This is a genomic window from Mesorhizobium sp. U510 (assembly GCF_059180695.1).
The window spans coordinates 56,262-81,941 of the sequence record NZ_CP180532.1 but is presented as its reverse complement, the minus strand read 5'-3'; the positions used below and the strand labels follow the sequence as shown (position 1 = coordinate 81,941).

Below are 25,680 nucleotides of genomic sequence, written 5' to 3'. Positions count from 1 at the left end.
GACTCGAAGAATACCAGCAAACACGGCAAAGGCGAGGCGCTTTCAAAAAACGTGAAGCCCGCCGAAATGGTTGCAATCAGAAATTGGCGGGGTTTGCGTTGGCGCCACAGACCAGCACGGCGACGCGTTCGGCCGGTGCCGGCGTGTAGCGGCCGGACAGGATCGCGGCGAAGGCGGCAGCCCCACCCGGTTCGGAGATGATGCGCACCCGGTTCCACAGTGCCTTCTGCGCGGCGATGATGTCGTCATCACTCACCAGGATGGAGCGCTCGACGAAGGCTTCGGCGATCGGGAACATCATTTCGCCGACGCGTTTCGGCGCCAGCGAATCGGCGGCGATGCCTTCCGCCGGCGCGTCGACGGGATGGCCGGCCTCGAAGGCGCGATGAAGCGTCGGCGCGCCCTCGGGCTCGATGGCGATGATGCGGATGCGGCCGGCATACCAGGCGGCGATGCCGCCGATCAGGCCGCCACCGCCGACGGCGACCAGCAGCGTGTCGATCTCGGGCAGGTCGTTCTCGATCTCAAGCCCAAGCGTGCCCTGGCCTACCAGCGTTTCCTCCTGGTTGAAGGCGTGGATCTGCAAGGCGCCGGTCTCCTGCGCGAAACGTTCGCTGGCGGCCAACGCCTCGGCGTAACGGGCACCACCAACCACCAGGTCGGCGCCATAGGAACGAATGCGGTCCAGCTTGGCCTGCGGGCTCACTTCGGGAACGAAGATGGTCGCCTTGTGGCCGAGACGCATGGCGGCGTAGGCGACGGCGGCGCCATGGTTGCCGCCCGATGCGGCGACGACACCGGCCTTGGGAACCGGCCTTTCCAAAAGATTGGTGAAGGCGCCGCGCGCCTTGAACGAACCGGAATGCTGCAGGCATTCGAGCTTGAGGTCGACCGCCAGCGACGGCCGGTCGAAGTCGGCCATGTCGACGCGCAGCACCGGCGTGTGCCTGATATAGGGGCGGATGCGCGGTTCCATCGCGGCAATGCGCTCGCGGGTGACGGTGTTGCCCTGCGCCATGACGATCTCCTCGGGATTGACAGTAATTAGTAACTTGGCAAAATAGCTAAATGCAAGAGGTTGATGTCTTTAAGGCGATCGCCAACGAACGCAGGCTGCAGATCCTCGACTGGCTAAAGGATCCGCGCTCACATTTCCCGGCCCAGGCCGACGGCGATCTGGTCGAGGACGGCGTTTGCGCGCTGCTGATCGCCGAGAAGCTCGGCATCACGCAGGCGACGCTCTCCGAGCATATGCGCGTGCTCACCCAGGCCGGCCTGCTGCGGCCCAAGCGCATCAGGCAATGGACGTTCTACCGCCGTGACGAAGACAGGATCGCCGAGACAAGGACGCTCCTGCAGAACCGGCTGTAGCGCTGCCGGCTGTGGCTTCTATGCCAGCCAGCCAGGCACCGAATCCAACCCGATCAAATCGTCATAGGTCAGGCGCGGACGCACGATGTGGAAACGATCGCCGTCGACCAGCACCTCCGGCACCAGCAGGCGGGTGTTGTAGGTGCCTGCCTGCACGGCGCCGTAGGCACCGGCGGTGGAAACGGCAATGAGATCGCCGGCCTTCAGCCTGGGCAAGTCGCGGTCGAGGCCGAGATAGTCACCGGTCTCGCAGACCTGGCCGACCACGTCGACCATCATGCGCGGCGTGTCGGCCGGCGGCTGCACGACCGGCCTGATGTCGTGGAAGGCGTCGTAGAGCGTCGGCCGGATCAGATCGTTCATAGCGGCGTCGACGATCAGGAAATTCTTGGCGTCACCTTCCTTCACGAAGATCACTTCCGAGACGAGGATGCCGGCATTGCCGACGATCAGCCGTCCCGGCTCGAACATCACCTTCAAACCGAGCTTGGTGACATGCTTCCTGACGATCTGGGCATAGGCATCGGGCAGGGGCGGCGGGTTGTTGTCGACGCGGTAGGGGATACCAAGCCCGCCGCCGAGATCGACATGCTCGATGGCGTGGCCATCGGCGCGCAACGCGCCGACCAGATCGACCAGCAGGGCAAAGGCGTCGTCGAAGGGCTGCAGCTCGGTGATCTGACTGCCGATATGGGTGTCGATGCCGGTGACCTTGACACCCGGAAGCGTCGCCGCGCGGGCATAGACCTGCCGCGCGCGCTGCCAGGCGATGCCGAACTTGTTCTCGGCCTTGCCGGTGGAGATCTTCTTGTGGGTCTTGGCGTCGACATTGGGATTGATGCGCAGCGAGACCGGCGCCACCTTGCCGAGTGCCGTGGCGCGCGCCGACAACAGGTCGAGTTCAGGCTCGGATTCGACGTTGAAGCAAAGGATGCCGGCTTCGAGCGCAAGGTCCATTTCGCGCGCGGTCTTGCCGACGCCGGAAAACAGGATCTTGCTTGCCGGGATGCCGGCAGCCAGCGCCCGGCGCAACTCGCCTTCCGAGACAACGTCGGCGCCGGCGCCAAGCCTGGCCAGGGTGCGCAGCACGGCCTGGTTGGAGTTGGCCTTCATGGCGTAGCAGACCAGCGCGTCGAGGCCGGCAAAAGCCTGGGCAAAGACGCGGTAGTGCCTGGTCAGCGTGGCGGTCGAATAGCAGTAGAACGGTGTGCCGACCTGAGCGGCGATATCAGGGATTGCCACGTCCTCGGCATGCAGCACGCCGTCGCGGTAGTCGAAATGGTTCACGAGAGTGATTCCGGAGGTTGGAGCACGATAAGATCGGGTTTGGAGGCCAAACCCGGTCTGATCGGTTCTAGATCAGCGGGTCGAGGATGAACTTCTTGTCCTTGACCGGTTTTTCCGGCTCCGGCGGCAACGGCTGCTTGGCCTTTTCGGCATCCTTGCGCGCTTGCACGGCCGCCTCATAGGGCGTGTCGAGACCGGCCTTGCGGCCGCAGGCGGTCACGGCGGCCATCGCAGCCAGCAGCGTCAGCGTCACCAAAATCCTGCTTCCGGTCATCGATCCATCCGTCCGAAACGTTTTGTCAGCCGCCGCTTTTAGCCGAGTTCTCGGCGCATTGCACCCCGGATATTGCCGTCGCAATATCCGGCTTCAGGCTTTGGCGAGCCGCTTTTTCCAATAGCGGATCTGCTTCCTCACTTCCGACGGCGCGGTGCCACCGAAGCTGGTGCGACTCTTGACCGAATTCTGCACCGCCAGCACCGAGAAGATATCCGATGTGATGCCGGGGTTGATCGACTGCAGGTCCTCCAGCGAAAGCCTCTCCAGGCTTACCTTCTTCTCCTCGGCCAGCGCCACCGCGCGGCCGGTGACGTGATGCGCCTCACGGAACGGCAGGCCGAGCGTGCGCACCAGCCAGTCGGCGAGGTCGGTCGCGGTCGCGTGGCCGGAGCCGGCGGCCTTCTTCATCGCGGCCGCGTTGACCGTCATGTCCGAGACCATGCCGGTCATCGCAGCCAGCATCAGGTCGAGCGTCTCGGCGGCGTCGAACACCGATTCCTTGTCTTCCTGCATGTCCTTGCCATAGGTCAAAGGCATGCCCTTCATCACCGTCAGCAGGCCGATCAGATGGCCGTTGACGCGGCCGGTCTTGCCACGCACCAGTTCGGCGGCGTCGGGGTTCTTCTTCTGCGGCATGATCGAGGAGCCGGTGGAAAACGAGTCCGACAGCCTGATGAAGCCGAATTGCGGCGTCGACCAGATGATGATCTCCTCGGCCAGCCGCGACAGATGCGTGGCGCAGATCGCCGCCATGGCGAGGAAGTCCAGCGCGAAATCGCGATCGGAAACACTGTCCAGCGAATTGCGCATCGGTTCACGGAAGCCGAGCGCCTTGGCGGTCCGGTGGCGGTCGATGGGGAAGCTGGTGCCGGCTAGGGCGGCGGCCCCGAGCGGGCTCTCGTCCATGCGCTCGATCGCGTTGCGCACGCGCGACAGGTCGCGGGCAAACATCTCGACATAGGCCATGCAGTGATGGCCGAAGGTCACCGGCTGCGCCGCCTGCATATGGGTGAAGCCCGGCATCACGGTCGCCGCGTGCTCCTCGGCCCGCGCCAGCAGCGCCGTGATCAGGCCCTTCAGCGCCTCGGCGACGCGGAAGCACTCATCCTTGACCCAGAGCCTCAGATCCACAGCCACCTGGTCGTTGCGTGAGCGCGCGGTGTGCAGGCGGCCGGCGGCCGGGCCGATCAGGTCGGCGAGGCGGGCCTCGACATTCATGTGGATGTCTTCGAGCTTCGTCGAAAACTCGAAGCTGCCGGCCTCGATCTCTTTCAGGATCGTGTTCAGGCCGTGAGCGATTTTTTCTTGATCGGCCGCCGAAATAATGCCCGTTTGCGCCAGCATCTCGCTATGGGCGATCGAGCCGCGTATGTCCTGCGCGTAGAGTTTGCGGTCGAACGAGATCGACGCGTTGATCGCTTCCATGATCGCGGCCGGACCCGAGGCAAATCGTCCGCCCCACATCTGGTTGCTGGTCTTCTTGTCGCTCATCGCTATAAAACCCGTGCTTGGGAGCAGTTTTGAGAAAATGGCAGACGGAAACAGATTTTTCCCGGCCCCGCGCCTGATCCTCGCCGCTTTGGTGGCGGGAGCGCTGGCCGGTGCGGTCGCGGTATATGTCAGCGAGAGCCGGTCTGGCAACAATGCACCGGCCCAGGTGGCGGTCGGCGGCAGCAAGGATGACGTCGCCTGCGCCGCCAAGAGCGGCCGCGCCAAGAAGATCGCGGCTGCCGCCACCGGCGAGGTTGCGGCCCTGTTGCCCGCCGATCCGCCGCAGTCGATGAAAAGCCTTGCCTTCAATGGCCCCGACGGCAAGCCGATGACCATCGCCGATCATGCCGGCAAGACGGTGCTGCTCAACCTCTGGGCGACATGGTGCGCGCCGTGCCGCGCCGAAATGCCGGCGCTCGATGCGCTGCAGAAGGAGAAGGGCAGCGACAGCTTTCAGGTGGTCGCCGTCAATGTCGATGCCGGCGACGATGTGAAGCCGAAGAAGTTTCTCAAGGAAACAGGCGTCGAGGCGCTCGGCTACTACAGGGATTCGACGGTGGCGCTGTTCAACGACCTCAAGGCGCGCGGCCTGGCGCTCGGCCTTCCCGTCACCATGCTGATCGACGGCGAAGGCTGCCTGATCGCGCATATGAACGGCCCGGCCGAATGGTCGGGGCCTGACGCCCGGCGGCTGGTCGAGACGGCGCTGGGCAGCTGAGGCAGGCTGGCCGTCGTCGGTTTTATCGTTGCGCCGTGCGAACCGTCACGACGAGTGCCTGCCATCCGGCAGCGCCGCCGGAAGAACAGCCCATCGTGGCCCTGCCTTCGGCGCGTGCTGTCCCGGCCCCGGCGCATTCGTGCCGTTGCCGCATCTGCATTCCATCGTCCCTTTAGCCGGATAATCATAACGGCCGATGTGGTCTTTACCTCGTCGACAGTCGCCCTAGCTACAAAAATGCCGGTGCGTTTCGATGCCGGCCAAGCCGCCGAGGGAGAGGAACGGGCAGCTGTGTAAAGGCCGGGGAGCCACAACAGAACTGTCACATACCTTCTCTAAGAGAGCGGGCAAGGACTTGCGCAAGACCCTTGTCACCAGCCACTCAAGAGGGAAAACCATGACCATGATCAAGCGGGGCTTTGCTGCCCTTGCCGCTGGTGCGCTCAGCACCGCGCTGGCGATGCCTGCTTCTGCAGAACCGGTAAAATTCGACTTCTGGTTCGGCCTGTCGGGCGACCTTGCCCGTGTCGTCGACACGCTGTGCAAGAACTTCAACGCCTCGCAGAAGGATTATGAAGTCGTCTGCACCAGCCAGGGCAATTACGACGCCACGCTGCAGAACACCATCGCGGCCTTCCGCGCCGGCAAGCAGCCGGCCGTCGTCCAGGTCTACGATGTCGGCACCGCCACCATGATGCTGTCGGGCGCCTACAAGCCCGCCGACAAGCTGATGGAAGAAAACGGCTACAAGATCGACTACGCCGACTATTTCCCCGGCATTGCGCGCTACTACGCCACGTCGAAGGGCGAGATGCTGTCCTTCCCGTTCAATTCCTCGACCCCGCTGATGTACTGGAACAAGGACGCCTTCGCCAAGATCGGTAAGACCGAAGCGCCCAAGACCTGGGAAGATGTCGGCGCCGACCTCAAGGCGTTGAAGGACGCGGGCTACGAGTGCCCGATGGCGATCAACATCTCGGCCAATGAAAGCTGGCAGCTGATGGAGCAGTTCTCGGCGCTTCACAACCAGCCGATCGCCACCAAGAACAATGGTTATGACGGTCTCGACGCGCGTCTCGAAGTCAACAAGACCAAGTTCGTCCAATACGTCACCGACCTCAAGAAGTGGTATGACGCCGGCCTGATCAAGATCAAGTCCAAGGATCTCGGCCAGGACATGGTCCAGGCCTTCGCTTCGGGTACCTGCCAGGTCATCCTGACCTCGGTCGGCGACCACGGCACGGTCGGCAGGACCCAGAAGGAAGGCATGAAGTGGGATGTCGCCGAACTGCCGGTCTATGCCGGCACCGAGCGCAAGAATTCGCTGGTCGGCGGCGCTTCGCTGTGGGTGCTCTCCGGCAAGTCGGATGCCGAATACAAGGGCGCTGCCGCCTTCCTGAATTTCATCCATGACCCCAAGACCGCGCTGTTCTGGTCGACCAACACCGGCTACATCCCGGTGACGAAGTCGGGCTTCGACTACATGAAGGGCCAGGGCTTCTACGACAAGGCGCCCTACAAGGGCCGTGAAGTCGCCATCGCCAGCCTGACCGCGTCGGAGCCGACCGAAGTCACCCGCGGCATCCGGCTGGGCAATTTCACGCAGATCCGCGCCGAGTTCGGCACGCAGATGCAGGCGATCTTCGCCAACAAGGTCAGCGTCCAGGAAGGCCTCGACACGCTGGTCAAGAATGGCGACGCCATCCTCGACCGCTTCCAGCAGACCTATCCGGGCAAGACCCTGCCCTGATCTCCGATTGCGGAACGGCCGCCCGTCGGGATTCGACGGGCGGCTATTTCATATTTAGTCTCCCGCTGAGAAGGCGGGCTGACGGTTCAACGGCATCGGCGGATCGATGGAAAAACGCGTCACTTTCGGCAAATGGACGATCGGCATCCTTTTCGCGGTGCCGCAGCTCCTCCTGATCTTCACGTTCTTCTACTGGCCGGCCGGCCAGGCCGTGTACTGGTCGCTGACGCTGCAGCAGCCTTGGGGCGGCGGCAACATCTGGGTCGGGCTCGACAATTTCCGCTCGATCCTGTCCAACGCCGACTACTGGAACTCGATCAACGCCAGCCTTGTCTTTGCCGGCGTCAGCACCGGTCTTGCAATGTTCATCGCGCTGGTGCTCGCCGCCTTGACCGACCGGCAGCTCGCCGGCTCACGCCTCTATCGCGTGGTGCTGATCTGGCCCTACGGCATCGCAGCGCCCGCGCTGGCGCTGGCGTTCCGCTTCATCCTGGCGCCGGAGGCAGGGTTCATGGCCGTGGTCAACCAGATCTGGCCGGGCTTCTGGGACCCCGGCCTCGACGGCGCCGACGCCATGGCTTCGATCATCGTCGCCTTTTCCTGGAAATATGTCGGCTACAACTTCATCTTCTTCCTTGCCGCGTTCCAGGCCATCCCGCGCTCGCTGATCGAGGCCGCTGCGATGGACGGTTCCGGCGTCATCAGGCGTTTCTGGGACATACAGTTCCCGCTGATCACGCCGACCATCTTCTTCCTGCTGGTCATCAACATCACCGAGAGTTTTCAGGACTCCTTCGGCATCGTCGACATCATGACATCAGGCGGTCCGGCCAACGCCACCAATCTGATGGTCTACAAGATCTATTCCGACGGCTTCAAAGGCCTCGATTATTCAGGCGCCGCCGCGCAGAGCATCATCCTGATGCTGCTCATCGTCGTGCTCACCATCTTCCAGTTCCGCTTCATCGAGCGGCGCGTGCACTACAGGTGAGATGGATATGGTCGAGCGCACCCCGTTCCTCAATTTCTTCACGCATCTGATCCTGTTCATCGGCTTCGTCTTTTGCATCGCGCCGTTCGTGGTCGTAGCGATCGCGGCATCGCACAACCTCAAGGATGTCAATGATGTGCCGATGTCGCTGCTGCCGGGCAGCGACTTCTGGGTCAACATCAAGACCGCCTGGACGACCGCCGATCTCGGTCCCAAGCTGCTCAACAGCTTCATCATGGCGACCGGCGTCGCCGCCGGCAAAGTGATCATCTCGGCGCTCACCGCCTTCTCGATCGTCTACTTCCGCTATCCCGGCCGCACCTTCATCTTCTGGCTGATCTTCATCACGCTGATGCTGCCGCTCGAAGTGCGCATCGTGCCAACCTATGCGGTCGTCGCCAACGTGCTCGAACCCTACCAGACGATCTTGGATCTGACCGGCCTATCCTGGCTGATCGAGAAGGTTTCGGGCGTGCATGTCGCGCTCAACCTGGGGATGCTCAATTCCTATCCCGGCCTGATCCTGCCGCTGATCGCCACCGCCACCGGCACCTTCCTCTACCGGCAGTTCTTCCTGACCGTTCCCGACGAGCTGACCGAGGCCGCGCGCATGGACGGCGCTGGGGCGCTGCGCTTCTTCATCGATATCCTGCTGCCGCTGTCGCGCAACAACATGGCTGCGCTCGGCACCATCATGTTCCTGTGGGCGTGGAACCAGTATCTGTGGCCGCTGCTCATCACCACCGACCAGTCGCATGCCACAGCGGTAACTGAGCTCAAGCAGCTCATCCCAAATGTCGGCGGCGCGCCCGAATGGCACATCGCCATGGCCGGGACGCTGATCATCATGCTGCCGCCGCTGCTCGTCGTGGTGCTGATGCAGCGCTGGTTCGTGCGCGGCCTGATCGCCACTGAGAAATAAGGAGACAAAAATGGCCTCCATCACAATACGCGGCGTCAAGAAGAACTATGCCAAGACGCAGGTCGTGCACGGCGTCGACCTCGACTTCCCCTCGGGCGAATTCGTCGTCATCCTGGGACCGTCCGGCTGCGGCAAGTCCACGCTGCTCAGGATGATCGCCGGGCTGGAAGAGATTTCCGATGGCGAGATCGCGATCGACGGCACGGTGGTCAACAAACTCGAACCCCGCGAGCGCGGCTGCGCCATGGTGTTCCAGAATTACGCGCTCTATCCGCATATGAGTGTTTCGCAGAACATCGGCTATTCGCTCAAGGTCGCCGGCGTTCCTTCGGCCGAGCGCCAGCAGCGCATCCAGGCGGTCGCGCGCACTCTGGAGCTCGAACACCTGCTCGACCGCAAGCCGATGGCACTTTCCGGCGGCCAGAGGCAGCGCGTCGCTATGGGCCGCGCCATGATCCGCGAACCGAAGGTGTTCCTGTTCGACGAGCCGCTGTCCAATCTCGATGCCAAGCTGCGCGTGCAGATGCGCTCGGAAATCCGCAAGCTGCATCGCCGGCTGAACGCCACCTCGGTCTTCGTCACCCACGACCAGGTCGAGGCGATGACGCTGGCCGACCGGCTGGTGGTGATGAATGGCGGACGCGTCGAGCAGGTCGGCACGCCGGGTGAAATCTATACCCGCCCGGCCAGCCGCTTCGTCGCCACCTTCGTCGGCGCGCCGGCCATGAACATTCTGGAAGGCACAGTCGAGCTCGATGGGCTGTCGCTGCTCGGCGGCAGCCGGCGCCTGGCCATGGCACGCACCGGCCTGCCGGTCGGCACCAAGGTCGCGATGGGCATCCGGCCCGAGGCCGTCCGGCTGGTGGCGCCCGGCACGGCCGGCGCGCTCAACGCCACCGTCGATCTCGTCGAGGAACTGGGGGCGGGCCGGGTCATCTATGTCGATCTCGACGGCGCACCATTTTCAGTGATGACGTCGGAGGCCGTCCACCCCGAGCCCGGCAGCCAGGTCGGCCTCAAGATTTCGCCGGACGACATGCATTTCTTCTCGTCGGAGACGGGAGCCCGCCTCGATGTCTTCAAGGCGTCCGTGCCCGAGCCGGCGCTCTGAAAGTACCATGAAAATCATCCAGGTCACCGACGTACATCTTGGCCGGCAAGGCGAGCGCCGCTACGGCGCGGACCTGCATCAAAGGCTGGCATCCTGCATCGCGCATATCAACGCGCATCACGCCGACGCCGCCCTTTGCGTCTTTACCGGCGACCTGACGGAAGCCGGTGCGCCGGAGAGTTACGCGGATCTGCGCACGGCGCTGAGCGCGCTGTCGATACCGTACAGGCTGCTGCCCGGCAACCATGACCGGCGGGCCAATCTCGTCGCGGCGTTCCCGGAAAATCCGGTCGACGAGAACGGCTTTGTGCAGTCGGTCCATGACACCGGCAACGAAGTGCTGCTGTTCCTCGATTGCCTGGCGGAAGGGCGCATCGAAGGCGAATTGTGCGAAAGGCGGCTTGCCTGGCTCGAAGCCCGGCTGGACCAATCAGCCGGCAGGGCCGCCTACGTCTTCCTGCACCATCCGCCGGTCGCGCTCGGCCTGCCGCAGCTCGATCCGTTGGCGCTTGAACAGCCCGAGCGGTTGCTCAGCCTGCTGAAGCGCCATGGCAACGTCCGCCATATCTTCTTCGGCCATGTCCATCGCGACATCGCCGGCACCGTCGCAGGGATTCCGTTCTCGGCGCAGCGCGGCCTGCATGCAAGGTTCGAACTTGCGCTTGACCGGTCGAGCGAAATCGTCGAGCAGGCGCCGCCCTCCTACGCCGTCATCCTCGTCGACAGCGCCAATGAGCGGGTGGTCGTGCATGGCTGTGATTTTCTCGAGCGCTGGCCGATCTATTCAGCCGAAACCGGCGAACGCATCACAGCGTGAACTGCGCGCCGGACGCCGGCCCTCGGTCGCCTAGACGAACACATGCGCCTTTCCCGACACGGTCAGCCGGACGATCTCGCCGACTGCTGGTGCGTCCATGCCGGATTTGCGCAGGATCAGCGGCGTGTTGCCGATAGCGGCGGCGTCCGGTGGATCGAAATTGTTCAGGAGCCGCACCGCGATCGTGCATGTCGAGCCGGCGAATTCCAATTCTGTCACCTCGCCAAACAGCATGTCGGGGGTGCCCGACATGCCTTCGCGCGACGTGCGCTTCAGCCCGATCTGCTCCGGCCGCAGCATGATGCGGGCGACATCGCGGCTGTCATTTGTGTCGACGGCGATGCGGCCGAGCGGCGAGTTGGCGAAGCCGCCCGAGATGCTCGCCGGCAGGATGATGGCGTCGCCGAGGAATTCGGCGATCATCCTGTCCTTCGGCTTGAGATAGAGATCGCGCGGCGTGCCGACCTGCGAGAATTTGCCGTCGCGCATCACCGCCACCTGGGCAGCGAAGGACAGTGCTTCGGCCTGGTCGTGGGTCACCAGGATGGTGGTGATGCCGGCCGCCTCCAGAAGTTCGGCCACCGCCTTGCGCATCGAGGCGCGCAGGGCGGTGTCGAGCGCCGAGAACGGCTCGTCGAGCAGCATCAGCCGCGGCTTCATCGCCATGGCGCGGGCGAGCGCCACGCGCTGCTGCTGGCCGCCGGAAAGTTCGTGCGGGCGGCGCTTGAGGATCGCCTTGTCCAGCCCGACGATGTAGGCCAACTCGACGATGCGCTCGGCGCGTTTGTCATCGCCGTGGCCCATGCCGAAACCGATATTGTCGCTGATGGTCAGATGCGGGAACAGGGCGCCGTCCTGCGCCACCACGCCGATGCCGCGACGATGCGCCGGGATGGCGGCGCCGCCATTGGCCAGCACCTCGCCGTCGAGCACGATGCGGCCCTGGTCCGGTGCCTCGAAACCGGCGATCAGCCGCAGCAAGGTGGTCTTGCCGCAGCCGGAGGGGCCGACGATCGCGGTGCGGCTGCCGCTGGCGACATCGAGGTCGACGCCGGCCAGTGCGGCGACCGGGCCGTAATGCTTGTGCAGGCCTTTGATTTCGAGAAAGCTCATCGTCCGGCCATCCGTTTCGACTGGACATAGAGCACCCAGGTCAGCGGCAGCGACATCGCCACCATGATGAAGGCGTAAGGGGCCGCCGAGGCGTAGTCGATCTCGCCGCTGTAGGACCAGAATGCCATCGCCAGCGTGCGCGTGCCGTTCGGCGCCAGCATCTGGGTCGCTGTCAGTTCGTTCATGATGCCGAGCGCCACCAGCGCCATGCCGGCCGCCGCACCTGGCGCCGACAGGCGGATGGTCGTCGACCACAGCGCGTTGAGCGGCCGCCTGCCGAGGCTGGACGCGGCGCGCTCGAGCTCGACCGGCGCCTGGGCGATCGAGGCGCGCAGGCTGACCAGGGCACGCGGCAGGAACATGAGGGCATAGGCGACCAGGATGGTGAACAGCGTCTGATAGAGCGGAAGCGCAATGCGCACGGTGATGGTGACCAGCGCCAGCGCGATGACGACACCCGGTAGCGAGCCGACGATGTAGTTGCAACCCTCCAGCAGGCGCTGCAGCGGTCCCGGCGCGCGGATCGAGATCCAGGCCATCGGCATGGCGGCGACAGTGGCAAGCAGTGCCCCGGCAAGCGCCAGGAACAGCGTCTGGCCGAGCGCCAGGCCAATCTCGTCGAGACGCCAGACCTCAGCGCCGCCGGCGATGAGCCAGCGGCCGATGGTGACGAACGGCACGCCGAGCGCCAGCAGCGTGGTGACCACCAGCAAGGCCAGGCTTGGGATGGTGGCGCGGCCGAGGTTCGTGCGCTGCTGGGAACGCGCCGCGCCGGAACCGACACGGGCATAACGCTCTTCGCCGCGCACCAGCACTTCGAGGCCCAGAAGCACGAAGCAGCAGGTCACCAGCAAGCCGGCCAACATGTTGGCGGCCGGTCCGTTGAAGGTCGATTGGAACTGGTCGAAGATCGCCGTGGTGAAGGTGTCGAAGCGGATGAAGACATAGAGGCCGTATTCGGCCAGCAGATGCAGTCCGACCAGCAGCGAGCCGCCGCAGATGGCGAGCCTGAGCTGCGGCATCACGACTCGCCAGAAGACGCGCCATGGCCCAAGGCCAAGGGCGGCGGCCGCGTCCTCCAGGGCTGGATCGAGACGGCGCAGCGCTGCCGATATGGGCAGATAGAGGAAGGGAAAATAGGCGATCACCGACACCAGCACGCCGGCCCACAGGCCATGCAGGCCGGGCACCATGGTGATCCAGGCATAGGAGTGCACGAAAGCGGGGATGGCGAGCGGCGCCACGCACAGCCATGCCCACAACCTTGCGCCGGGCAGGTCGCTGCGCTCGGTCAGCCAGGCCAGCGCGACAGACAGTATGATGGCGATCGGCACGGTCAGCAGCACCAGCAGCGTGGTGTTGACCAGCAGTTCCCCGACGCGCGGCCGGAAGACCAGCGCCGACACAGTCTCCCAGCCGGTCTGTACCGCGATCCAGATGATGAAGGCGAGCGGCAAAAGGGCGAACAGCGCGACGAGAACGGCGGCGGTGACAAGCCAAGGGGGCGCCCGCCGCTGCGACATCCGGCGCATCTTCGACGGCAGGCCGGCGCGCCCGAGATCGACGGCGGACTGCATCAGCTCGGACGCCCCACGGTTGCGGCGGTATGCCGGCAATCGAGGGACCACTCTCGGAGGTCAGGAACGCAGCGTGTCGTCATCGACGAATGCCATCTCGAAAACAAAACGCTCCCGCGGAAGGTGGATTCCCACGGGAGCACGGTCGGTTAGTCCTTATTAGGACGAACGGCAACTAAAGCAAGCCGGCTGCCGTCATCAGGTCGGAGACCTTCTTGGAGTTCAGCGTCGTGGCGTCGACCTTCGGTGCCTGCAGGTCGGCCAGCGGAACGAGCTTCGGGTTGGACTCGGCACCCTTGCCGACAGCGTATTCGAAGGAGTTTCCGTTCTTCAGCACATCCTGGCCGCCCTTGCCGGTCACCCATTTCAGGAAGGCCTGGGCTTCCTTCTGATGCTTGCTCGAGGCGAGCACGCCGCCACCCGAGACCGAGACGAAAGCGCCCGGATCCTGGTTCTTGAAATAGTGCAGCGCGACGTTCTTGCTGTTCTCGCCGGTCTTGGCCTGATCGCCGAAGTAGTAATAGTGGTAGATCACCCCGCCGTCGATCTCGCCGGCGTTGACCGCCTTCATCACCGTGCTGTTGCCCTTGTAGGCGGTGAAGTTCTCCTTCATCGCCTTCAGCCAGTCCGCCGTGGCGGCCTCGCCCTTGAGTTGCAGCAGCGCGCTGACGATGGCCTGGAAATCGGCCCCCGAGGGCGAGGCCGCCCAACGGCCCTTCCAGCTCGGATCGGCGAGGTCGAGCAGCGACTTCGGCAACTGCTCGGCCTTGAGCTTGGTCGTGTTGTAGGCAAAGACGGTGCTGCGCGCGGCCACGCCCACCCATTTGCCGCTGGTCGCCTGATAGTCCTGCGGCACCTGTGCCAGCGTGTCGGCATCGACGGGCGCGAACAGACCGGCATTCTCGACCAGCACCATGGCGGGCGAATTCTCCGTCAGGAACACGTCGGCGGGCGAGGCGGCCCCCTCGGCTACGATCTGGTTGGAGAAGTCGCTGTCGCCGCCATTGCGCAGCGTGACCTTGATGCCGGTCTCCTTGGTGAAACCTTCGGCCCATTCCTTGGCCAGGCTCTCGTGCTGGGCGTTGTAGACGATGATGCCGGCATCCTCGGCCGTCGCCGGACCGGCGGCCAGGCCGATTGCAAGTGCGGCGGCGCCGACAAGGGCGGAAAGGGTGTATCTCATGGCGTCATCCTTGCTTTCGTTGGTCTTGGCATGCTGCACCTATCGATACATGACACGAATAGTCAACATTGTTGGTCTGCTTCAATCGGTCGCTGAGGCACAAAGAGCGGCGCGAGGCGGACAATTCCATGTGATGGCATCCCGGACCGACGGTTTTCGCAAGACGTATGAGCAAGGCCCATCAGGTCGTCCGGTCTGGGCTGAGCCTCCAGGGCCTGCAAACTTTCGTGATTTGCCCGTAGTTTGGCTTGGACATTATTTCGCCGGCCACGTAACAAATCAGTGCCGAGGCACGAAAATCGGGGGAGTGAACTCTTGTGAGCGGCAAGGACGAGGCCGAGCTTTCCCGGCTGTTGCGGGCCGCGATCGCCGGAGATGAAAAGGCCTATGCCGACTTTCTGCACCGGATTGCCGCGCTGGTGCGCGGCTTTGTCCGGCGCAAGATCGTGCAGGGCGGAGTCGATCCCGAGGATGTCGTGCAGGAAACCTTGCTGGCCATTCATGTGAAACGGCATACCTGGCGCCAGGACGCGCCGGTGCTGCCGTGGATCTATGCGATCGCCCGCTTCAAGCTGATCGATGCGTTCCGGCGGCGCGGTCGGCGCATCGAAATCGATGTCGACGATATCGCCGAGACCTTCGCCGAACCGGAAACCGAAACCGTCAGCGAGCGCGACATCAACAGGGCCCTGGACGGGCTGCCGCCGGCACAGCGTTCGGTGGTTTCGGCCGTATCCGTGGAAGGCCGCTCGATCGGCGAGACGGCGGCGAAGTTCGGCATCAGCGAGACGGCGGTGCGTGTGTCGCTGCATCGCGGGCTAGCCGCCATAGCCAAGCGATTCGGGCAGGGGCGATTCGGGCGGGAATGACATGAGGACCGAGGATCTCATCAAGGCGCTCGACGCCGATGCAAGCAGCAAGGCGATGCCGCTGCGCTCGGCCTGGTGGCTGGCGGCTGGCGCGGCCATTGTCATCGCGGCAGTCGTTTTCCTGCTGACGATCGGCCCGCGCCCCGACTTCATGGTGGCCGCGCACACGATGCGCTTCCTGTCCAAATTCGTCTTCACCATCGTGCTTGCCGTCACCGCCTTCGGCCTGATACGGGCGCTGTCGACACCGGGCGCCTCAACGGCCAGGGCCGTGGCCTGGATGGCCGCGGCCCCTCTGCTGGTGGCCGTGGCGGTGGTTCTGGAACTCCTCATGGTGCCGGAGGCGTTGTGGGGCACCAGGATGATCGGCTCCAACATGATGATCTGCATGGGCTTCATCCCGCTGATCGGCATCGGCCCGCTGGCCATCTTCCTGTGGATGCTGCGCTATGGCGCGCCGACGCGGCCGGTGCTTGCCGGCGCGGTGGCGGGGCTGCTCGCCGGCGGGCTGGCGGCGACCTTCTATGCCGCGCACTGTTTCGACGATTTGCCGCTTTTCGTCGCCACCTGGTACACGATCGCGATCGCGATTCTCGCCTTGCTCGGCGCGCTCGGCGGTCGGTTTTTCGTGCGCTGGTAGCAGGATAGAAGCGGCCACACCCCGTGCACACCGATCCTTAATCATGCCGGCGATTGTTTGCCGGTTGAGCATATCGCGGTCCCCCTACGCAACCTTTCCTTAAAATCGATCCTCCAGGGTTTTAACGGGAAAAAGCGATTGCCCACGGGGGTGGCACGGATCGTGATACTACGAGGACCGATCAGGCTCGACAAACATGCAACGCCGGCGTTGCTCGTGGCCGGCGTCGCCTCGGCCTCGGCCCTGCTGTCGAGGCTGGACCTTGGCGCTGAAGCGCTCAGATTTTGCCTTCAAGTGTCGGTCGCGTTGACAATCGGCGCGCTTTTCTTCGCCTGTCTTTTCATCGGCCGTATCTCGAAAGATCGGCGGCAGATCGCGGAGAGCGAGCAGCGCTTCCGCCGGGCGATGGAGGACTCGGCAATCGGCATCGCCGTCGTCAGCCTCGATGGGCGCATTGTGCAGACCAATCCGGCGTTCGCCTCGATGCTCGGCTACAGCCGCGAAGAGATCGAGGCGCTGACCTTTTTCCAGATCACGCACCCCGACGACCTGCATGTCGGGCGGGAAACCATGGAAGGCATCAAAGCTGGCACGGTCAACGCCTTCCAGTTCGAGAAGCGTTACCTCAAGAAGGACGGCACACCCGTCTGGGGCCATCTCGCCGGCTCCGTCATTCGAGAGGAGAAGAGCGGCCGCCCGCTCTATCTCGTTTCACAGATCGAGGACATCGACGCGCGCAAACAGGCCGAGGCGCGCATCGCCGAGGCCGAAACGCGCTGGAATTTCGCGCTTGCCGGCGCCGGCCAGGGCGTCTGGGATCTCGACATCCGCAAAGGCGGCACGACCTACTCCTCGACCTGGGTCAAGATGCTGGGTTATGCGGATGGCGAACTCGATGGCGACCCCGATCGTTGGCTGACGATGATCCATCCCGACGACCGCGAAACCGTCGCCGAGGCGGATCGCGCCCATCTCGATGGCCAGACAGAGTTCTTCGAGGCCGAGTTCAGGATGCGTCACAAGGACGGCCGCTGGATCTGGATACTCGACCGCGGCAAGGCCATAGAGCGCGACGGGGAGGGGCGTATGATCAGGGCCATCGGCAGCCTGACCGACATCACCCGGCGCAAGGAGGCCGAAGAGCGCCTGACGGTATCGGCGGCAATGCTGGCTGACGAGAAGGAGCGGCTCCGGGTGACGCTGCAGTCGATCGGCGATGCCGTCATCTGTACCGATGCGGCGAACCGCGTCACCTTCATGAATCCGGTTGCCGAGAAGCTGACCGGCGTCTCGGGGGAGGCGGCTCTCGGCAAGACGCTCGGTCATGTCTATTGGGCGGTGGACGAGGAGACGGGACACAGGATCGGCGTGACACGGCCGGCGATCGGTGCGGAGACGCCCTCCGACCACAACAGCCGCGCCGTGCTGGTCCGCCGCGACGACACACGCTGCAGTATCCGTCAGGTCGTGTCGCCGATCATGAACGAGCGCAACGAATTCTGCGGGCTGGTCATCGTCTTCCAGGATTTTACCGATGCACGCGCCCTGCAGCGCCAGCTTGCCCACGCCGCCGCGCATGATGCGCTGACCGGCCTTGCCAATCGCTCGAGCTTCATCCGCACCATGGAGGAGCTGGTCGATCAGGCCCGCAAGGATGCCGCCGGGGCTGGCAGCAGCCGCCATCAGTTCATGTTCATCGACCTCGACCATTTCAAGCTGGTCAACGACACCGGCGGTCACGCCGCCGGAGACGCCTTGCTGAAGCGGGTCGCACAGGCCGTGCGTGGCGTACTGGGGCCTGAAGACATCGTCGCGCGCCTGGGCGGCGACGAATTCGCGGTCGTCCTGAAATCGGGCTCGACCGCCGGCACCAGGATCGCGGCGCGCTCCATCATCGATGCGATAACGGGCTTGAACTTCACCTGGGATGGCCGGCCGCATGCCATCGGCGCCAGCATAGGTGTGGCTGCAGTCAACGCCAATTGCGGTGAGGCCGACGAGATCATCGCAAGGGCTGACGCTGCCTGCTACGCAGCCAAGGCGGCCGGCCGCGGATGCGTTCGCATGGCGCCCGACAGCACGGTCGCCGGCGACAAGTCGGAGCCGGCCGCGCCGCTTGCCGCGGCGTCGTGAACGCACGCGTCAGCGCGTCGGAACGGGGTGCTCGCCGCGATAATCGTAGAAACCGCGCCCGGTCTTGCGGCCTAGCCAGCCGGCTTCGACATATTTGACCAGCAGCGGGCAGGGGCGATACTTCGAATCCGACAGGCCGTCATGCAGCACCTGCATGATCGACAGGCAGGTGTCGAGGCCGATGAAATCGGCCAGCTGCAGCGGTCCCATCGGATGGTTGGCGCCAAGCCGCATGGCGGTGTCGATGGCGTCGACCGAGCCGACACCCTCATAGAGCGTGTAGATCGCCTCGTTGATCATCGGCAGCAGGATGCGGTTGACGATGAAGGCCGGGAAATCCTCCGAGACCGTGATCGTCTTGTCGAGCTGCTTCACATAGGTCTTGGCCGCCTCGAAGGTCTGGTCCTCGGTGGCGATGCCGCGCACCAGCTCGACCAGCTTCATCAGCGGCACCGGGTTCATGAAATGTATGCCGATGAAGCGCTCGGGCCGGTCGGTCTGTGCGGCGAGCCGCGTGATCGAGATTGACGAGGTGTTGGTCGCCAGTATGGCTTCGGGATTGAGCTGCGGGCAGAGCTGCGCGTAGATCTTGCGCTTGACCGTCTCGTCCTCTGTCGCCGCCTCGATCACCAGATCGGCGCCGGCGAGATCGGCCATCGTCGGCGCGGAGGCAATGCGCGCCATCGCCTGGTTGCGCAGCTTCTCGTCGAGCTTGCCCGAGCCTACCTGGCGGGCCATGTTGCCGCTGATGGTGGCGATGCCCTTTTCAATGCGGTCGGGCGAAATATCGTAGATCAGCACCTTGTAGCCCGATAGCGCGGAGACATGGGCGATACCCCCACCCATCTGGCCTGCGCCGATGATGCCGATCGTCTCGATCTTGCTCATTACACCGATCCCGTCCAAAGGCTTTTGCAGCCTGCTTTTTGTGCGGTGCAAACTAAAAGGGCGGGGCGACTTCGTCTACCCCACCCCAAGCATTTAATACGCTTTGCCAGAGAGCGTCAAAGCGCCTTCTGCAACTCCGGCAGAATGACGAAGAGATCGCCGACGAGGCCGTAGTCGGCAACCTGGAAGATCGGGGCCTCCTCGTCCTTGTTGATGGCGACGATGACCTTGGAATCCTTCATGCCGGCGAGATGCTGGATGGCGCCGGAAATGCCGACGGCGATGTAGAGGTCCGGAGCGACCACCTTGCCGGTCTGGCCGACCTGCCAGTCGTTCGGCGCATAGCCGGCATCGACCGCGGCGCGCGAAGCGCCGACCGCCGCACCGAGCTTGTCGGCGACCGGCAGGATGACTTCCTGGAACTTCTCCGAGGAGCCGAGCGCGCGGCCGCCGGAGATGATGATCTTGGCCGAGGTCAGTTCCGGACGGTCGGTCTCCGACAGCTTGTTCTCGACGAAGGTGGACAGGCCGGGATTGGCCGCTGCCTTGACAGTCTCAACCGCGGCCGAGCCACCCTCGGGCGCCGCCTGGAAGGAGGCGGTGCGCACGGTGATGACCTTCTTGGCGTCGGTCGACTGCACGGTCTGGATGGCGTTGCCGGCATAGATCGGCCGCTTGAACGTATCCGGTGAGACCACTTCGATGATCTCTGACACCTGCGCGACATCGAGCAGGGCGGCGACGCGCGGCGCGACGTTCTTGCCCGACGAGGTCGCTGGCGCGATGATGGTGTCGTAACCGCCGGCGAGCGACACGACGAGGGCTGCCGTCGGTTCGGCGAGACGCTCGGCGAGTTCGTCGGCTTCGGCGAGCAGCACTTTGCTGACGCCCTTGAGCTTGGCCGCGGCGTCCGCAGCACCCTTGGCGCCCTTGCCGGCCACCAGCACATGCACGTCCGAGCCGATCTGCAGGGCCGCCGAAAGCGCCTTGGCGGTCTGGTCGGAGAGGCTGGCGTTGTCGTGTTCGGCGATGAGGAGAATTGCCATTTATCTGTTCCTTTCCCGATCGCTTACAAAACGCCGGCTTCGTTCTTGAGCTTGTCGACCAGTTCGGCGACGCTCTTGACCTTGACGCCCGCCTTGCGGCCGCCCGGCTCCTCGGTCTTGATGACCTTGAGGCGCGGCTTGACGTCGGCGCCGTAGTCGGCCGGGGTCCTTTCGTCGAGCTGCTTCTTCTTGGCCTTCATGATGTTGGGCAGCGAGGCATAGCGCGGCTGGTTGAGACGAAGGTCCGCGGTGACGATCGCCGGCATCTTCAGTTCCACCGTCTGCAGGCCGCCGTCGACTTCGCGCGTCACCTTGGCCTTGTCGCCGTCGAGCACCACCTTGGAAGCGAAGGTGCCTTGCGCCCAGCCGAGCAGGGCCGCCAGCATCTGGCCGGTCTGGTTCGAATCGTCGTCGATCGCCTGCTTGCCGAGGATGACGAGGCCGGGCTGTTCGGCATCGACCACACCCTTCAGCACCTTGGCGACGCCGAGCGGCTCGGTCTGCTCGTCGGTCTTGACCAGGATGGCGCGGTCGGCGCCCATGGCAAGCGCGGTGCGCAAGGTTTCCTGCGCCTGCTGCGGGCCGATAGAGACGACGATGATTTCTTCGGCCTTGCCGGCTTCCTTGAGCCGGATCGCCTCTTCCACCGCGATCTCGTCGAACGGGTTCATCGCCATCTTGACGTTGGCCAGTTCCACCGCCGAACCGTCGGCCTTCACGCGAACTTTGACGTTCGCATCCACAACCCGCTTCACGGGCACAAGGATCTTCATTGCCTGTCACCTCTTCACGCTAGTTGGGCGCGCTATAACAGCTTGCGCCCCTTCTGAGTTGTCGAAAGCCGACATTCCTGACTGAATTCCGGCCAGACGGAATTCTGGCCGGATGGAAATTCTGGTCTTTGCCCGTCCTGGACTGCTCCTTAACAGCCCTGGCGCTCGGACGGAGACGTTTCCGTAGTTGGGGCAACCCCTGCCGTCAATACGCTGAAAGCGGCTCAAATCGGTTCAGTTTGGGCCAGACGGGTTTCCCCGGCCCCAGCGCGTCGTGGTGGCCTGCGGTTCAGGCGCCGCTGGTTCGGCGGCAACCGGAGGCTGGTCTGATGTGGGAACCACGGCATCCTCATCTGCGCCGGCAAAAAGCGGCACGCCGCGGCTGCGCAGGACCAGAACAAGCACCGCGCCTGCAATGATGCCGCCGATATGACAGGCCCAGGAAATCTGGTCCTCGCCGCCGGTGGCGAACATGAAGACCTGGAACAGCACCCACAGGATAAGCGGGATGAAGGCCGGAATGCGCAGCGGGATGCGGGCAAAGGCCAGGACCCAGACCTTAACCCTGGGATAGAGGATCAGATAGGCGACGACCACGCCGGCGATGGCGCCTGAGGCACCGATCAGCGGCACTTGCGAATCCCAGGCGATAAGCCCCTGGAAGGCGGCGCCGGCGATGGCGCACAGGAGATAGAAGATCAGGTAGCGGATGTGGCCGAGCGCGTCCTCGACATTGTCGCCGAACACCCACAGGAACAGCATGTTGCCGCCAAGGTGGAAGATGTCGGCATGCAGGAAGGAATAGGTGAGGTAGCTCAGGCTTTCCGGAATGATGATGAACCGGGGATCAAGCTCGGCCGTGTTGTGGACAACGGACGGAATAAAGCCGAGGCCGAGCACGGCGGCATTGGTGAAGTTCTCGCCGCCGAGTGCCGTGGCGCAATAGACCAGCGCGTTGACCACGATCAGGCCGATCGTCACATATTGCAGGCGGATGTGGCGCAGCCTGTTGGTGTCGTAAAGCGGGATGAACATGCGTGCCTGGTCCCCTCCGCTTTTCGATCCGTTCAGCGGTTCTCGCCGGGAACCCATAGCACGTCGCCATTTCCATTGTCATTGACCGCCCGGGCGGCGACAAACAAGAAATCCGAGACGCGGTTGATGTATTTCAACCCGTCGCGGTTGACGTGCTCGCCCGGGTCTTGAGCCAGCGCCACCATAAGCCGTTCGGCTCGCCGCGCCACCGTGCGGGCCAGATGCAGCGCTGCCGCCGCCGGCGTGCCACCGTTGAGCACGAAGGATTTGAGTGGCTGCAGAGCCTTGTTGAGGAGGTCGATGTCCTTTTCGACGCGGTCGGTCTGCGCGGCAACGATACGCAGCGGCTCGTAGCCAAGCGGCTTGCCGTCATCGGGCACGGCGAGATCGGCGCCGAGGTCGAACAGATCGTTCTGGATGCGCGACAGCATGGCATCGATCGCCGGGTGGTTGGCTGCCGTGTGCACGCGGGCGATGCCGATGCAGGCATTGGCTTCGTCGACCGTGCCGTAGGCGTCCACCCGCAGATCGGATTTCAGCCGCCGCTCACCGGTGCCGAGACCCGTCGTGCCGTCATCGCCGGTGCGGGTGTAGATCTTGTTGAGCTTGACCACATCGCCTCCCGAACGGCCTCACTTGCGGGTGAAATACACGGCCAGCAGGATCAGCGCCAGCGCCACGGCCTGCAGCATGACGCGTGCCTGCATCAGCTTGTTGGAGGTGACGCCGGAACCGCCGCGCATCATGTTGATGAGGCCTCGGATCAGCACGATCGCCACGGCGGCCATGGCCAGAATGGCGAGGATATTGAAGACGGTTGCCATTGTTGCGTTTCCAGTTGTTTCGCGTTCAGGCGCGTTTGGCCATCAGGCGGTAGAGCATCAAAGCCGGCAGGATACGTTTGAGCGCCGCGCCGATTTTAGCCGGCACCGTTACCACATAGTGCGGACGCGGGCGCCGCGACAGAAGGGCATGACGCAGAACCTTGTGGACTACTTCCGGCCCGGGCTTCAACGCCGATTGGCTGCCGCCGGCGCGCAGCCGCTCCAGCTGCGCGGCATAGTCCGCGCGGTGCACGGAATTCTCGATGTCGATGTTCTTCAGGAACCAGGGGAGGCCGTTGCTGGCGATCTTCGATTTCACCGGCCCCGGTTCGATCAGCGAAACATGGACGCCGCTGCCGTCCAGTTCCTGACGCTGGCAGAGCATCAGCGCCTCGAGCGCATGTTTGGATGCCGAATAGGCGCCGCGAAAGCGCACCGGCACCAGACCGAGGATCGACGAGCAATGGACGAGACGGCCGTGACCCTGGCGGCGCATCACCGGCACGAGACGGCTGGTCAGATCATGCCAGCCGAAGAAATTGACCTCGAACTGCTGCTTGAGCGCGGCCACCGACAGATCCTCGACCGCGCCGGCCTGGGCGTATGCGCCGTTGTTGAACAGGGCATCGAGCCGGCCGCCGGTGCGCTCGAACACCGCCGTCACCAGGGCAGCAATGGAGCCCGGTTCGCTGTAGTCGAGGTAGAAAGCCTCGATGCCGTCACTTTCGAGCGCGGCGATGTCCTCGGGTTTTCGGGCTGTTGCAAAGACCCGCCAGCCTTGCGCCTTGAGTGCCCGGGCGCAATATGCACCTATGCCGGACGAGGCGCCGGTGACGATGATGGTGCGCAATTCCTGCGCCGTCGGACTCGTGGTTTCGCCAAGGGTTGCCATTTGCCGCATTCACTTCCCATATTCGCGGCGTCGAGACAATCGAAGGGAACGCGGGTTCTTGTTGCGGAATATTGTCGCCCTGCGCCGCGTGCTCTACGACGCGCTCGGCCATTTCAACACCGATGACGGCTGGGCGATGGCCAGCCATCTGGCGATCACCTCGCTGATGGCGCTGTTTCCTTTCCTGATCTTCGCCACGACGCTGGGCAGCTTCCTCGGCGCCCAGGCCTTTGCCGACACGGCCGTGCACCTGGTCTTCGACACCTGGCCGGATCAGATCGCCAAGCCGATCGCGCATGAGGTGCTGAACGTGCTGACCGTCCGGCGCACCGACCTGTTGACCTATGGCGTGCTGCTTGCCGCCTATTTCGCGTCGAACGGCATAGAGGCGCTGCGCACCTCGCTCAACCGCGCCTATCGTGTCACCGAGACGCGTGGCATCTTCTACCGCCGGGTGCAGAGCATCTTCTTCGTGCTGATCGCGACGGCCGGCTTCCTGGCGATCAGCGTGCTTCTGGTGTTCGCACCCCTGCTGGCGCGGCTGGCGGAAGCGCATTTCGAATGGATAAAGCCCTATACCGGCACGATCACGCTGTGGCGCTACGTCATCGCCTCGGCCGTCATCATCGGCGGGTTGTTTGCCGTGCACTACTGGCTGCCGGCCGGCAAGCGCCGCTTCGTCTCGCTGGTGCCGGGCATCGTCTTCACACTGGCCGCATGGCTCATCGGCTCGACGATGTTCGCCACATATCTCGACCATTTCTCGTCCTATGTTACGACTTACGCCGGGTTGGCCTCGATCATGATCGCGGTGGTCTTCCTCTACATCGTCTCGGCGATCTTCATCCTCGGCGGCGAGCTCAACGCCGCGATCAGCCGCTATCTCGAGGCGCGTGCCCGGGTCGGATGAGGCGGTGCCGAATTGAGGAAATGAAGAACTGGAGAATTGGGGAATTGGAGAAATGAAGAACTGAGGAAAAAGGCGGCCATATCTGGCGCCGTGTGCTTCTTCCTCAATTCCTCAATTCCTCAGTTCTTTTCAATCCCTCAATTCTTCCCTTGGTCTGCCGCGCCGTTGCCAGGCCGACGCCGAAGGTGGTGATTGCCATGCCGACGATCTGCAGCGCGTTGAGCTGTTCGTCGAACAGCGCCCAGGCGATGACGGCCGTTACCGCCGGCACCAGGTAGAACAGCGATGCGACTTTCGACATTTCGCCGTCGCGGATCATCACCATCAGCAGGAAGATGGCGCCGAGCGACAGCACCAGCACCAGCCAGGCCATGGCGAAGATCAGTTCGCCATTGATAATGACGGTGTGCGTTTCGAAGGCGAGCGCGGCCAGGATCATCAGCGAGGCGCCGCCGACATATTGCCACATGGTCGCCGCCACGAGGTCGCCGCCGGAAGCAAAACGCTTCTGCCAGATGGTGCCGGCGCTCATGCCGAGCACCGAGACCAGCGAGGCGGTGAGCGTCGCCGCGGTCACGCCGCCGCCGAGCGCGCCAAGCTTTGGCCACAGCACGATGACGATGCCGATCAGGCCGATGCCAAGGCCAAGCCAGTGGCGCGGCAGGATGGCCTCGCCCAGGAACTTGCCGGCAAGCACGGCGGTGATCAGCGGCTGCAGGCCGACGATCAGGGCCGAAAACCCGGCCGGCATGCCCCTGTGGATGGCCCAGAAGACGGCGCCGAGATAGACGCCGTGCATCAGCACGCCGGCGCCGGTGGCGTGCAGCGCCTCCTTGCGGGTAGCTCGCTTCGAACCCAGAACGGGCATCAGGGCTGCCAGCAGGATGGCCGCTATGACGAAACGGGCGGCGAGGAAGGTGAACGGCTCCGCCCATGGCATGGCATAGCGCGCGCCGATGAAGCCGGTCGCCCACAGGACGACGAAGGTGGCGGGGATGAACCGCTTGATGCTTTGCATTTTCCGGAGACCGCCACGCTGGTGAGAAACTGACCGTGGCGCTG

The 25,680-nt window shown here is 64.1% G+C and carries 26 protein-coding genes; 11 read left to right on the top strand and 15 right to left on the bottom strand.

Annotation, left to right across the window (positions count from 1 at the left end; translation table 11 throughout):
* Positions 1-76: 76 nt before the first annotated feature.
* Positions 77-1,018 (bottom strand): threonine/serine dehydratase, encoded by a 942-nt coding sequence (locus ACLGL5_RS02180; RefSeq protein ID WP_019861406.1) that lies wholly within the window; start codon positions 1,016-1,018, stop codon positions 77-79.
* Between the two features lie 50 nt (positions 1,019-1,068).
* On the opposite strand from ACLGL5_RS02180, the gene ACLGL5_RS02175 reads away from it, so the two are divergent.
* Positions 1,069-1,371 carry an ArsR/SmtB family transcription factor gene (locus ACLGL5_RS02175; RefSeq protein ID WP_019861405.1) on the top strand — a complete coding sequence of 101 codons (303 nt, stop codon included), beginning with the start codon at positions 1,069-1,071 and terminating at the stop codon, positions 1,369-1,371.
* A gap of 18 nt (positions 1,372-1,389) precedes the next feature.
* On the opposite strand, the gene lysA is transcribed toward ACLGL5_RS02175, so the two are convergent.
* From lysA to argH, 3 genes are all read right to left on the bottom strand, one after another.
* Positions 1,390-2,658, bottom strand: a complete 1,269-nt coding sequence (gene lysA, locus ACLGL5_RS02170) for a diaminopimelate decarboxylase (RefSeq protein ID WP_019861403.1) — start codon at positions 2,656-2,658, stop codon at positions 1,390-1,392.
* 67 nt (positions 2,659-2,725) lie between these two features.
* Entirely contained in the window at positions 2,726-2,932 is a 207-nt protein-coding gene (locus tag ACLGL5_RS02165; RefSeq protein WP_019861402.1) for a hypothetical protein, read from the bottom strand.
* A 93-nt stretch (positions 2,933-3,025) separates the two neighbouring features.
* Positions 3,026-4,426, bottom strand: coding sequence for an argininosuccinate lyase (argH, locus tag ACLGL5_RS02160; protein WP_038649937.1), 1,401 nt, complete (start codon positions 4,424-4,426; stop codon positions 3,026-3,028).
* 37 nt (positions 4,427-4,463) lie between these two features.
* Here argH and tlpA point away from each other — a divergent pair, with 37 nt between their 5' ends.
* The 6 genes from tlpA to ACLGL5_RS02130 all read left to right on the top strand — a co-directional run bounded on the left by tlpA (position 4,464) and on the right by ACLGL5_RS02130 (position 10,735).
* Entirely contained in the window at positions 4,464-5,144 is a 681-nt protein-coding gene (gene tlpA, locus ACLGL5_RS02155) for a thiol:disulfide interchange protein TlpA (protein ID WP_069090240.1), read from the top strand.
* A gap of 397 nt (positions 5,145-5,541) precedes the next feature.
* A complete protein-coding gene (locus ACLGL5_RS02150; RefSeq protein ID WP_069090239.1) occupies positions 5,542-6,894 on the top strand; it encodes an extracellular solute-binding protein in 1,353 nt (450 codons plus the stop codon).
* A gap of 106 nt (positions 6,895-7,000) precedes the next feature.
* Positions 7,001-7,885, top strand: a complete 885-nt coding sequence (locus ACLGL5_RS02145) for a carbohydrate ABC transporter permease (RefSeq protein WP_019861397.1) — start codon at positions 7,001-7,003, stop codon at positions 7,883-7,885.
* A gap of 7 nt (positions 7,886-7,892) precedes the next feature.
* Complete coding sequence (locus tag ACLGL5_RS02140) at positions 7,893-8,807, top strand: ABC transporter permease subunit (protein ID WP_069090238.1); 915 nt, start codon at positions 7,893-7,895, stop codon at positions 8,805-8,807.
* 10 nt (positions 8,808-8,817) lie between these two features.
* Positions 8,818-9,918, top strand: coding sequence for a sn-glycerol-3-phosphate import ATP-binding protein UgpC (locus ACLGL5_RS02135; RefSeq protein WP_069090237.1), 1,101 nt, complete (start codon positions 8,818-8,820; stop codon positions 9,916-9,918).
* Positions 9,919-9,925: 7 nt separating this feature from the next.
* On the top strand, positions 9,926-10,735 hold the full coding sequence (locus tag ACLGL5_RS02130; protein ID WP_069090236.1) for a phosphodiesterase: 810 nt from the start codon (positions 9,926-9,928) through the stop codon (positions 10,733-10,735).
* A 30-nt stretch (positions 10,736-10,765) separates the two neighbouring features.
* Here ACLGL5_RS02130 and ACLGL5_RS02125 read toward each other — a convergent pair whose 3' ends face one another.
* From ACLGL5_RS02125 to ACLGL5_RS02115, 3 genes are all read right to left on the bottom strand, one after another.
* Positions 10,766-11,848 carry an ABC transporter ATP-binding protein gene (locus tag ACLGL5_RS02125; protein ID WP_494372859.1) on the bottom strand — a complete coding sequence of 361 codons (1,083 nt, stop codon included), beginning with the start codon at positions 11,846-11,848 and terminating at the stop codon, positions 10,766-10,768.
* Positions 11,845-13,425, bottom strand: coding sequence for an ABC transporter permease (locus ACLGL5_RS02120; protein ID WP_069090234.1), 1,581 nt, complete (start codon positions 13,423-13,425; stop codon positions 11,845-11,847). The genes ACLGL5_RS02125 and ACLGL5_RS02120 overlap by 4 nt, the downstream gene beginning before the upstream one ends.
* 175 nt (positions 13,426-13,600) lie before the next feature.
* A complete protein-coding gene (locus tag ACLGL5_RS02115; RefSeq protein WP_069093196.1) occupies positions 13,601-14,608 on the bottom strand; it encodes an iron ABC transporter substrate-binding protein in 1,008 nt (335 codons plus the stop codon).
* Positions 14,609-14,925: 317 nt separating this feature from the next.
* Between ACLGL5_RS02115 and ACLGL5_RS02110 the strand changes: the two genes are divergently transcribed.
* The 3 genes from ACLGL5_RS02110 (at position 14,926) to ACLGL5_RS02100 (ending at position 18,250) form a co-directional block, all read left to right on the top strand.
* The gene (locus ACLGL5_RS02110) at positions 14,926-15,477 is read left to right on the top strand and encodes a sigma-70 family RNA polymerase sigma factor (protein WP_019861390.1); all 552 of its coding nucleotides are present in this window, start codon (positions 14,926-14,928) and stop codon (positions 15,475-15,477) included.
* Position 15,478: 1 nt separating this feature from the next.
* On the top strand, positions 15,479-16,117 hold the full coding sequence (locus ACLGL5_RS02105) for an NrsF family protein (protein ID WP_494372858.1): 639 nt from the start codon (positions 15,479-15,481) through the stop codon (positions 16,115-16,117).
* A 162-nt stretch (positions 16,118-16,279) separates the two neighbouring features.
* The gene (locus ACLGL5_RS02100) at positions 16,280-18,250 is read left to right on the top strand and encodes a PAS domain S-box protein (protein ID WP_069093195.1); all 1,971 of its coding nucleotides are present in this window, start codon (positions 16,280-16,282) and stop codon (positions 18,248-18,250) included.
* 9 nt (positions 18,251-18,259) lie between these two features.
* Here the strand turns inward: ACLGL5_RS02100 and ACLGL5_RS02095 are convergent, their stop codons facing one another.
* From ACLGL5_RS02095 to ACLGL5_RS02065, 7 genes are all read right to left on the bottom strand, one after another.
* Complete coding sequence (locus tag ACLGL5_RS02095; protein WP_015315562.1) at positions 18,260-19,138, bottom strand: 3-hydroxybutyryl-CoA dehydrogenase; 879 nt, start codon at positions 19,136-19,138, stop codon at positions 18,260-18,262.
* Positions 19,139-19,254: 116 nt separating this feature from the next.
* On the bottom strand, positions 19,255-20,184 hold the full coding sequence (locus tag ACLGL5_RS02090) for an electron transfer flavoprotein subunit alpha/FixB family protein (protein ID WP_032931838.1): 930 nt from the start codon (positions 20,182-20,184) through the stop codon (positions 19,255-19,257).
* A 23-nt stretch (positions 20,185-20,207) separates the two neighbouring features.
* On the bottom strand, positions 20,208-20,957 hold the full coding sequence (locus ACLGL5_RS02085) for an electron transfer flavoprotein subunit beta/FixA family protein (RefSeq protein ID WP_038649929.1): 750 nt from the start codon (positions 20,955-20,957) through the stop codon (positions 20,208-20,210).
* Between the two features lie 234 nt (positions 20,958-21,191).
* On the bottom strand, positions 21,192-21,992 hold the full coding sequence (locus tag ACLGL5_RS02080) for a rhomboid family intramembrane serine protease (RefSeq protein ID WP_019861384.1): 801 nt from the start codon (positions 21,990-21,992) through the stop codon (positions 21,192-21,194).
* A 32-nt stretch (positions 21,993-22,024) separates the two neighbouring features.
* Complete coding sequence (locus ACLGL5_RS02075) at positions 22,025-22,606, bottom strand: cob(I)yrinic acid a,c-diamide adenosyltransferase (protein WP_069090233.1); 582 nt, start codon at positions 22,604-22,606, stop codon at positions 22,025-22,027.
* Positions 22,607-22,624: 18 nt separating this feature from the next.
* Positions 22,625-22,816 carry a twin transmembrane helix small protein gene (locus ACLGL5_RS02070; protein ID WP_069090232.1) on the bottom strand — a complete coding sequence of 64 codons (192 nt, stop codon included), beginning with the start codon at positions 22,814-22,816 and terminating at the stop codon, positions 22,625-22,627.
* Positions 22,817-22,841: 25 nt separating this feature from the next.
* Positions 22,842-23,708 (bottom strand): SDR family oxidoreductase, encoded by an 867-nt coding sequence (locus tag ACLGL5_RS02065; protein ID WP_083246437.1) that lies wholly within the window; start codon positions 23,706-23,708, stop codon positions 22,842-22,844.
* Positions 23,709-23,766: 58 nt separating this feature from the next.
* Between ACLGL5_RS02065 and ACLGL5_RS02060 the strand changes: the two genes are divergently transcribed.
* Positions 23,767-24,618 carry a YihY/virulence factor BrkB family protein gene (locus tag ACLGL5_RS02060; protein ID WP_069090231.1) on the top strand — a complete coding sequence of 284 codons (852 nt, stop codon included), beginning with the start codon at positions 23,767-23,769 and terminating at the stop codon, positions 24,616-24,618.
* A gap of 103 nt (positions 24,619-24,721) precedes the next feature.
* On the opposite strand, the gene ACLGL5_RS02055 is transcribed toward ACLGL5_RS02060, so the two are convergent.
* On the bottom strand, positions 24,722-25,636 hold the full coding sequence (locus ACLGL5_RS02055; protein ID WP_069090230.1) for a DMT family transporter: 915 nt from the start codon (positions 25,634-25,636) through the stop codon (positions 24,722-24,724).
* Positions 25,637-25,680 lie beyond the last annotated feature (44 nt).